The 9,875-nt window shown below is 70.8% G+C and carries 6 protein-coding genes; all 6 read left to right on the top strand.

The features are described 5' to 3' along the window. Positions 1–46 precede the first annotated feature (46 nt). Complete coding sequence (locus tag I7X12_RS17805) at positions 47–1,159, top strand: AAA family ATPase (RefSeq protein WP_232342903.1); 1,113 nt, start codon at positions 47–49, stop codon at positions 1,157–1,159. Between the two features lie 39 nt (positions 1,160–1,198). Continuing rightward, a complete protein-coding gene (locus I7X12_RS17800) occupies positions 1,199–3,970 on the top strand; it encodes an AAA domain-containing protein (protein WP_198061363.1) in 2,772 nt (923 codons plus the stop codon). A gap of 297 nt (positions 3,971–4,267) precedes the next feature. After that, the gene (locus tag I7X12_RS17795; protein WP_198061362.1) at positions 4,268–5,116 is read left to right on the top strand and encodes a phosphatase PAP2 family protein; all 849 of its coding nucleotides are present in this window, start codon (positions 4,268–4,270) and stop codon (positions 5,114–5,116) included. A gap of 63 nt (positions 5,117–5,179) precedes the next feature. Beyond that, complete coding sequence (locus I7X12_RS17790; protein ID WP_198061361.1) at positions 5,180–6,403, top strand: lactate racemase domain-containing protein; 1,224 nt, start codon at positions 5,180–5,182, stop codon at positions 6,401–6,403. Between the two features lie 103 nt (positions 6,404–6,506). Further along, positions 6,507–9,167 (top strand): PEP/pyruvate-binding domain-containing protein, encoded by a 2,661-nt coding sequence (locus I7X12_RS17785; RefSeq protein ID WP_198061360.1) that lies wholly within the window; start codon positions 6,507–6,509, stop codon positions 9,165–9,167. 164 nt (positions 9,168–9,331) lie between these two features. Then, the gene (locus I7X12_RS17780; protein ID WP_198061359.1) at positions 9,332–9,781 is read left to right on the top strand and encodes a twin-arginine translocation signal domain-containing protein; all 450 of its coding nucleotides are present in this window, start codon (positions 9,332–9,334) and stop codon (positions 9,779–9,781) included. Positions 9,782–9,875 lie beyond the last annotated feature (94 nt).

Here is a 9,875-nt window from a genome sequence, read left to right as displayed (position 1 = left end):
CCGACGGAACGCATAGCTTCTTGTCGGTGGGGTCACAGGCGTCGGTATGGCCGACCAGGAGCTGACCGTCGACGAGGCGACGGCGGCGTGTCTCGACGTTGTCGAGCGGGTCGAGGAGGCCGTCGTCGTCGAGCGGTCGGTGCTGTTCGAGACGCTCTCGGCCGTCATCGCGAGGGGACACGTCCTCGTCGAGGACGTGCCGGGGACGGGGAAGACGGTGCTGGCTCGCGTCCTCGCCGAGTCGCTCGGGCTCGGGTTCACCCGCCTGCAGTTCACCCCCGATCTGCTCCCGGCGGACGTGACCGGCTCGAACGTCTACAACGAGCACGACCGCGCCTTCGAGTTCGCCGAGGGACCGGTGTTCACCAACGTCGTCCTGGCCGACGAGATCAACCGCGCGCCGCCCAAGACTCAGGCCGCCTTGCTGGAATCGATGGAGGAGGGGCAGGTCAGCGTCGACGGCACGACTCACGACCTCCCGGAGCCGTTCGTCGTGATCGCGACCCAGAACCCCGTCGAGCAGGAGGGGACCTTCCGGCTGCCCGAAGCCCAGCGGGACCGCTTCGCGGTGAAGACCTCGATGGGCTACCCCGATGTCGAGGGGGAGATGGACCTCCTGGACAAGCGCGCGAGCCGCCGGTCGCTGGCGCCGAGCGTCGACCCCGTGGTCGAGCCCGAGACCGTCCTCGCACTGCAGGACCTCGCGGAAGACGTTCGAGTCGACGACAAGGTCAGGCGGTACATCATCGACATCGCCCGGGAGACCCGCGAGGACGGCCGCACCGATATCGGCGTCTCGCCGCGGGGCGTCCAGCGCGTGTTCGAGGCAGTGCGGGCCGGCGCAGTCGTCGCCGGCCGCGACTACGCGACGCCCGACGACGTCAAACGGCTCGCCCGCGCGACGATGGCACATCGTCTGGTCATGACGACCGAGGCGACCGTCGAAGGGATCGACCCGGAACGGGTCGTCTCGGACGCCCTCGCGGCGGTCGACGTGCCCGCCGTCTCGCCCGACGCGCCCGACCCCGACGGGAACGAGCGCGAAGACCGGACCGAGACCGAACTCGACGAGCCGGGGCGACCCAGAGTCGACGGCGGGGGCGACCGGGAGTCCGAGCCCGACGACTCCCGAGACCACGAGGCCGGCGACCCCATCTAATCGACAGCGTTTTTCCCGCGGCCCGCCCGTGATCGGAGCGTGACTATCCGCGGTGTCGTCGTCGACGTGAGCGACCCGAAGACCGTCTCGACGCAGTACGGCGAGAGCGAACTCGTCGAGGTGAGTCTCAGGCCCGACCGAGGCCGTGGCGAGCCGACGACCGTGACGCTGTGGGACAAGTGGACCGAGACGGCGACGTACCTCGAAACCGGGATGGAGTTGGCGGTGACCGACCCCGAAGAGCGCGAGTACCGCGGCGAACAGCAGTTCTCGACGACGGGCGACTCGATGGTCGTCGTCGAACCGGACTTCCTCGTGGACGTGACCGACGTGCGCTCGTGGGTGCAGTGCCCGCGGATGTACTACCTCAACAAGATCGGCGGCGTGCCCAACGCCTACCCCGTGGTCAAGGGGACCATCGTCCACGAGGTGTTCGGCGACCTCCTCAGGGGGCGCGACCTCGACGAGTCCATCGACGAGCGCGTCGAGGAGGCCGGGCTCGAACTCGGGATGCTCGGCCGGAGCGCCGAAGAGGTCCGCGAGGAGGTGCGCCAGAACGCCTCGGCGATCGAAGGGTGGCTCCAGCAGGGAACGCTCACGGACGAAGACGAGTGGCGCTCGGAGATGACGCTGGTCAGCGAGACCTACGGGCTGAAGGGGCGAGCGGACGCCGTTCGTCGCGGGATGCCCGTCGAGCTGAAGACGGGCAAGAACACCAAGCGCGAACCCCGATTCCACGACAAGGTGCAGGCGACCTGCTACGCGCTCATCCTCGGCGAGCGTCGCGGCGAACCGCCGGACACGGGCACCCTGTTGTACACGAAGAACGCCGCCGTCGAACGCAACGAGGAGTCCGGCGACCTCTCGCCCGCCAAGGAGTTCTCGATCGGCTCGGGCTTCCTGAAGTTCGTCCTCCGGACCCGCAACGCGCTGGCCGCCATGGAGTACGGCGTCGACGTGCCGACCGGCTACGAGGCCGACGCCAAGTGCGAGTACTGCTTCGAGCAGGACACCTGTATGGCCGTCTCCGGCCGGCTCGGCCAGGAGTCCAAAGCCGGCGTGGTCGGCTCGCCGGTCCCCGACGAAGAGCGCGAGTACTTCGACCGCGTCTACGAGTCCATCGAGCGCGAACGGCGCGCCGTCCACCGGGAGTACGCCAAGCTCTGGGAGCAGAGCCCCGAAGAACGGGCCGACGACGACCGCGCGCTCGTCGACCTCGAACCGACCGACCGGCGTGAACTCGACGGCGGCACCTGGGAACTGCGCGCTCGCGGGACCGGCGCGGTCTCGAAGATCCGCGAGGGCGATCTCGTCCTCGCGAGCGACGGCGACCCGATCGCCGGCGAGGCCGAACTCGCCCGCGTCGAGCGGCTTGGAGGGAGCGGTGACGACCGGGAGACCGACGACCCGACCGCCGACGGCGGCGAGGCCGCCCGCGGTCCGGAGATCGTCGTCACCGCCGACGAGCCGGTCGAACTGCGTCGCCTCGACGTGTACCCCTCCGAACTTTCGACCGACCGGATGCTCACGGCGCTGCACGACGCCGTCCTCACCCAGTCGCCCGAGGAGAAGGACGTGCTGTTCGGCCGTCGCGAACCCGAGTTCGGCCGGGTCGAGGAGACGTTCGTTCCGAACAACGACGCCCAGAACGAGGCCGTCGAACTCGCGGTCGGCTGCGAGGACTGCGCGCTGATCCACGGCCCGCCGGGCACCGGCAAGACGTATACGCTGGCACACGTCGTGCAAGCGCTCGTCGATCGGGGCGAACGCGTCCTGCTGTCGGCCTTTACCAACCGGGCGGTCGACAACGCGCTCGAAGCGCTCGTCGAGCAGGGCTTTACCGACTTCGTCCGCGTCGGCACCGAGAGCGGCGTCCGCGCCGACATGCAGGAGTACAGACTGGAACGAGCGGGCGACCCCGACGAGCGGGTTGCCGAGTTGCGCGACGCACGGGTCGTCGCGGCGACGACCGCTACCTGCGGCTCGCGGATCATGCGCGAGCAGGACTTCGACGTGGCCGTCGTCGACGAGGCCGGCCAGCTCACCGAACCCGGTACCTTGGCGGCGACGAACCTCGCCGAGCGGTTCGTCCTCGTCGGCGACCACCAGCAGCTCCCGCCGGTCGTCCAGGCCGACGAGCCCGACGCCGGTGACCTCCCGACCGACGAGGACGGGAACCCCGCCCCCGGCGCCGCGCTCTCGCGGTCGCTGTTCCAGCGGCTCATCGAGCGCTATCCCGACGCCTCCGTCATGCTCGACCGGCAGTACCGCATGGCCCAGCGCATCCAGGCGTTCGCATCCCGGGAGTTCTACGACGGGCAGTTGCGACCCGCGACCGGTGAAGTGGCGGGCCAGCACCTCCGAAAACTCGACGGTGTCGACGTGGGCGCGCTCCCCGACCACCTCCGAAACCAGGTCGCGTTCGTCGACCCCGACGGGAGTGCGAACGGGAACACGAATCCGACCGAGGCCGAGACCGTGGCGGAGACGGTCGGGGCCTATCGCGAGGCGGGCGTCCCGGCCGACGAGATCGGCGTCATCGCGCCGTTCCGCGCGCAGGTCGCGGCGATCGGCAAGCGACTCCCCGACGACGTGGCCGTCGACACCGTCGACCGCTTCCAGGGCTCCAGCAAGGAGGTCATCGTCATCTCGTTCGTCGCGACGGGGTCGCTGGACTCGCCCATCTTCGAGGACTACCGCCGCGTCAACGTCGCGCTCACCCGCGCCAAGAAGGCGCTCGTCCTCGTCGGCGACGCCGACGCTCTCGCCACCGACGACACCTACGGTCGGATGGTCGAGTGGGCGCGCTGACCGGCGATCGTATTTTCACTGCTGGAAGTCGTCAACCGTCGTTTTCCACTTTCGCCCCGTGGCCATGATTTTTTACTAGCGATCCGTACTTTCACTTTCACCCCGTGGCTATCACTTTTGACTAGTGAGTCGCCGCTCCACTTTCACCGTGTGGCCAGGGTTTATATCTAGTTACCGACCGTTTCAGTTTCACTCCGTGGCGAGGATTTATGATTAGTTTTCCGGTCGCCTCGGCGGGGCCGCTGGCGGCCACCGGCGGTGGGAAGGTATAAACGGGCGGCGGGCCGCGACTCGGATATGTTCCGGCTGGTCGCGGCGAGCGAGGCGATCCGGGGGGCCGTCCCGGGGTATCTGGTGCCGGTGTTCGGGCTGCTCACGGTCCTCGGGGGCGCGAAGTTCCTGATGGTGGCGCTGTCGCTGGCGTACTGGAACGACCAGTCCCGCCGGCGCGAGTTGCTGACGGTGGTGGGCGTCGCCTTCGTCGCGGTGTCGCTGACGCTGGCGCTGAAGTACTGGTTCGGGCTGCCGCGACCGCCGGCGGCCGTCCGGCGGGTCGCCGCTGACCCGAGCCCCGTCGGCTTCCCGAGCGGGCACGCCATCGCGGCGACAACCGTCTACGGCGGGACCCTGGTGGCGCTCGACCGCTACCGTGACCCGACGCTCCTCGCGGGGGCGGGCGCGCTGGTCGCCCTGGTCGGGCTCTCCCGGGTCGTCATCGGCGTCCACTACCTCGGCGACGTGCTCGCCGGCGTCGCCGTCGGACTCGTGATGGTCGGCGTGGTCGCCGTCGCGCTCGACCGCGGCCCGGCTGCGGTCTTCGGACTCGCGGTCGTCTGCGCCGTGCCGGCCGCGGTCCTGACGACCGAACCCGGCGACGCGGCGCTGGCCGCCGGGGGGAGCGTCGGCGGGCTGGCGGGGGCGCTGTGGCGAACTCGTGCCGAGCGGTTCCGCTCGTGGACCGAGCGGGCGGCGCTCACCGGCGGCGGCGTCGCGTTCCTCGTCGCCGCCATCGTCGTCGTCGAGACGGTCGAGCCGGCGTTGATCCCGACGGCGGTCGCCAACCTCGGACTAGTCGTCGGTATCGTGGCGCTGCCGGCGCTTGTCGGGCGGTTCGACGGGTTCGAGGGCACGTCCACGGGCGACTGAGAGCGGAGTTCCGAACCGGTGGTGACCGGTAGGCTCTCGGTGGCGGCCGTGCTACGGACGAACGTGTCAGTCGAACTCCCGCTGGGCGAGGGGACCGTCTCCGTATCGCTCCCCGACTGCGACGTGACCGTCTGTCGGCCGCCCGGGGGCGAAGCCGTGGACCCGCGGTCGGCCGCCGAAGCAGCCGTCGCCGACCCGCACGGCCCGCGACTCGCTCGTCGCGTCGACCCCGACGACACCGTCGGAATCGTCGTCACCGACGTGACCCGCGCGACCCCGGACGACGTGTTGCTCGATGTCCTGCTGGACGAACTCCGGACGGCGGGCGTGGCCCGCGAGCAGGTGACGGTGATCCTCGGGCTCGGACTCCACCGACCGATGGACGAGGCGGAGATCGAGCGCGCGCTCGGCGACCACGCCGACCTCGCGATCAACCACGACCCCGACGCGATAGTCGAGGTCGGGACGGTCGACGGGGTCCCCATCGAGATCAACGAGACCCTGACGGCGGTCGACACCGTCCTCGCCACGGGGATGGTCGAACCCCACCAGTACGCCGGGTTCTCCGGCGGCGCCAAGACCGTCGTCGTCGGCGCCGGCAGTGAGTCGCAGATCGGCCACTCCCACGGCCCCGAACTGCTCGCCCGCGACGGCGTGCGGCTGGGTCGCGTCGACGACAACCCCTTCCGGGAGTTCGTCGACGAGGCGGGCGACCTGGCGGGCGTCGCGTTCTCGCTGAACGTGACCCACAGCCCCAGCGGCATCCTCGGCGCCGCCGCGGGCGATCCTCGGGCAGTGGTCCGCGACCTGGCCGAGACGGCCCGCGACGCGCTCGCCACGCCCGTCGTGGACGGATACGACGCCGTCGTCGCGGGCGTCGGTGCGCCGAAGGACGCCAACCTCTACCAGACCACGCGAGCGGCGACCTACGTGGTCCTGGGTGCGAACAATCCCCTTCGGGACGGCGGCCGCGTCGTGATCCCCGCCGCGCTCCCGGAAGGTGCAGGCGACGGGACCGGCGAACGCCGCTTCTACGACCGGCTCTCATCGGCCGAGAGCGCCGAAGCGCTCTACGAGGAGATGCGCGAGGGCTACGAGCCCGGCGCCCAGCGTGCGTTCGTCGTCGCCCGCGCGCTCAGGGACCACGACATCTACGTCACCGACAGCGAGGCCCCGGCAGTCGTCGAGGAGTGTCTGATGGACACCCGCGATTCCGTCGCCGACGCCGTCGAACCGGGCAGCGATGTGCTCGTCGTCCCCGACGCGCTCGATACCTTGCTCGTCTGAGTCGCGGACCGCCCCTCACCCGGGCCCCCGACACCGTTACTGTCGCTCGGGACGAACGTCTAGCACCCATCGAGAACCGCCGCCGCGGTTCCGGTGATCAGCCATGTCTCAGGTGTCCACGCTCCCGCTGACGGCCGAACGAGCGACCGACGGCGAACTGACCGGCGGGAAGGCCGCGAACCTGGCGCGGCTCGCGGGTGCCGGCCTCCCGGTCCCCGACGGGTTCTGCGTGACGACGGCGGCGTATCACGACGCCGTCGACGGGACAGCCGTCCCGGACCTCGTCGACCGGCTCGACGGACTCGAACCCGGAGAGCCGGACGCCGCCGACCTCGGCGAGCGACTGCGGTCGGCGATACGGGAGGCGCCGGTCTCCGAACGGGTCCGCGCGGCCGTCACCGAGCAACTGTCGGCGTTTCCGGCCGACGCGGCGTTCGCCGTGCGGTCGAGCGCGACGGCCGAGGATCTCCCGGGGGCCTCGTTCGCGGGCCAACACGAGACCGTGCTGGACGTATCGGGGCCCGAGGCGGTCGTCGCGGCCGTCCGGGCGTGTCAGGCGAGCCTGTTCACCGACCGGGCGATCGCCTACCGCGCCCGGAACGGGATCGACCACGGCGAGGTGTCGATGGCGGTCGTCGTCCAGGAGATGGTCGACGCGGACGCCTCCGGAATCGCCTTCACCGCCGACCCAGTCACCGGCACACGAACCGTCACGACGATCGACGCGGGATACGGGCTGGGCGAGGCGCAGGTCGGCGGGCGCGTCACCGCGGACACGGTCCGGGTCGACGAACGGAGCGGCGAGATACTCGACTACCGCGTCGGCGAACCCGAGCAGGCGGTCCGACCGACGGGGGGCGGCGGGACGGAGCGCGTTCCGGTGTCGGAGGCCGACAGCACGGGCCGCGTCCTCACGGACGACCAGGTCCTGACGCTCGCGGCCTACGGCGACCGCATCGAGTCCCTGTTCGACGAGCCACAGGACGTCGAATGGGCGCTCGCAGACGGGCGATTCCACGTCCTGCAAGCCCGCCCGGTCACTGCGCTGTTCCCGGTTCCGGACGGGGCACCGACCGACGAGCTCCGCGTGTACTACAGTTTCGGGCATCGCCAGGGAATGCCCGACGCGATGCCGCCGTTCGTGCTCGACTACTGGCGGCGCCTCACCGACGAGGTGACGGCACAGTTCGGGATCCCGGGGCGGTTCGGCGCCGAAGCGGGCGGCCGACTGTATATCGACATCACGCCCTACCTCGCTCGGCCCCGGCTCCGCGACCTGCTGTTCGACCGCTTCGAGGCCATCGACGAACCGATGGTCGCCGACCTGCGTGACCTGCTGGACGAGCGCGCCGACGAACTGCCACCCGTCGAGACGGACGCGGTGTCGCGGATACGGACGGCCGGCTCGCTGTGTTCCCGGTTGGCTCCCCGGGTCGCCGAGATGGTCGTCGGACTCGTCTCCGGGCTCGTCGACCCCGACCCGCTGTCGGCGCCGGTTCGCACGCGCCGGTTCTACGGGGCGCGGTGCGACGAGGCGGTCGGGCGGATCCGCGCGGGCGCCGACCACGACACGCGGATCCGCCGCGCGATGAACGAGACCGCCGCCTCGCTGGAGTGGGTCTTCGAGGAGTTCTACCCGTTCTACGCGGCGATGGTCGCGCGGCCGCTCCTGGAGCGGCTCTGTCCGGACGGCCGCGACGACATCGAGGCGCTCGTGCGGGGCATCGATGACGACCCCGTGACCGCGATGAACCTCGCGCTGGGCGACGTGGCGGTTGTCGCCCGCGAGAACCCGGCAGTGGCCGACGCGCTCCGCGCCGGTGAGGAGTACGAGACCGTCCGCCGACGCGAGGGCGGCGAGGCCTTCGCGGCCGCGCTCGACGCCTTTCTCGACGAGTACGGCTTCCGCGCCGCCGGCGAGATCGACTTCAGCCGACCGCGCTACCGGGACGACCCCGCCCCGCTGCTCCGGACGGTCCGCGGACTCCTGGCCGCCGACACCGACGAGAGCCCACGGGATCGGAGCCGGCGCCTGCGAGCGAGGGCAACGGCGGCCCGCGAGCGACTCCGCTCGGCGGCCGATACCGGGATCGCCGGCCCCGTTCGACGGCGGCTGGTCGACCACCTCGCCGCGGTGTATCGCGGCTACTTCGGCGTCCGCGAACTCCCGAAGTTCGGCATCTCGCCGCTGTTCGCAGAGACCCGGGAACAGGTGCTCGGCGCCGGCGAGACCCTGACCGAAACCGGACGGCTCGACGACCCCGAGGACGTGTGGCTGCTCCGGCTCGACGAACTCGCGACCCTCCTGGACGACCCGGAGGCGAGCGTCGACCTCTCGGACCGCCGCCGGGAGTTCGAGCGCCACCAGCGGCTCCGGCCGCCACGGTTCGTCACCAGCGACGGCGAGGTTCCGCGGGCGCGCGTTGAGCGGGCGAGCGACCCCTCGGCGGCCCTCGCCGGCACCGGTGCTTCGGCGGGCGTCGTCGAGGGAGTCGCACGCGTCGTGACCACCCCCGCGACGGCCGACCTCGAGGCCGGCGAGATACTCGTCTGCCCGTACGTGGACCCGGGGTGGACGCCGCTGTTCCTGAACGCCGCCGGGCTCGTGACCGAGGTCGGCGGGCGGCTGACCCACGGGTCGCTCGTCGCGCGCGAACACGGCATCCCGGCGGTCGTCGCCGTCGACGACGCGACGGCGCGGATCCGGTCCGGTCAGCGCGTCCGAGTCGACGGAGACCGCGGGATCGTGGACCGTCTGGAGTGAGTCGCGGCCGCCGTCGCCGCCGGCTGCACGGGACTCGCTCGGCCCCCGAATTTTGAACGGAGTTTGTACCCACTCCGACCGCGGACCGAACGGAGTTTGCGGACCTTCCGAGGGGAGTTCGAAAATAGCTTATCCGGCAGCCGGGCGCGGTCGCTGACGAAGCCATGACGGAACACACTCGACGCACGTTCGTTCGCGGCGCGCTCGCGACCGCCGCAGTCGGTACGCTCGCCGGCTGTTCGAATCAGGGCGAGGGGACCCCGACCGACGATTCCGGCGACTCCGGCGACGACTCGATGGACGACGGCTCCACCGACGCGATGGACGACTCGATGGACGGGTCCGACGGGTCGATGGACGACGGCTCCACCGACGCGATGGACGGGTCGATGGACGGGTCCGACGGCATGGGCGACGGGATGATGACCGGGACAGACGGTGGCATGGACGGCGAGATGGGGACGACCGACACCGAGAGCGGAATGGATGGGATGGGCGACGAAACCGACGACGGCATGGGCAGCGGAATGGATGCGACGGAGACGGACAGCGGCATGGGCGGGATGGGCAACGAGACGATGGGCGGCGGGACCGAGACCGACGACGGGATGTAGGGTCGATATCGGCCGCATCTGATGCGGAGTATTGTAAGACAGTCCGGGATCGACCGCACGCAGTCGTACGGGCGACCCGGTACACGTTTGCAAC

The sequence above is a fragment of the Halosimplex litoreum genome (assembly GCF_016065055.1).
GTDB classification, from domain to species: Archaea; Halobacteriota; Halobacteria; order Halobacteriales; family Haloarculaceae; genus Halosimplex; species Halosimplex litoreum.
This window is presented reverse-complemented; position numbering and strand designations above follow the sequence as displayed.

Excerpts from the sequence above, each read along its gene's own strand:
- I7X12_RS17805 (WP_232342903.1), top strand. The coding sequence starts at position 47 with ATGGCCGACCAGGAGCTGACCGTCGACGAGGCGACGGCGGCGTGTCTC.
- I7X12_RS17795 (WP_198061362.1), top strand. The coding sequence starts at position 4,268 with ATGTTCCGGCTGGTCGCGGCGAGCGAGGCGATCCGGGGGGCCGTCCCG.
- I7X12_RS17785 (WP_198061360.1), top strand. The coding sequence starts at position 6,507 with ATGTCTCAGGTGTCCACGCTCCCGCTGACGGCCGAACGAGCGACCGAC.
- I7X12_RS17780 (WP_198061359.1), top strand. The coding sequence starts at position 9,332 with ATGACGGAACACACTCGACGCACGTTCGTTCGCGGCGCGCTCGCGACC.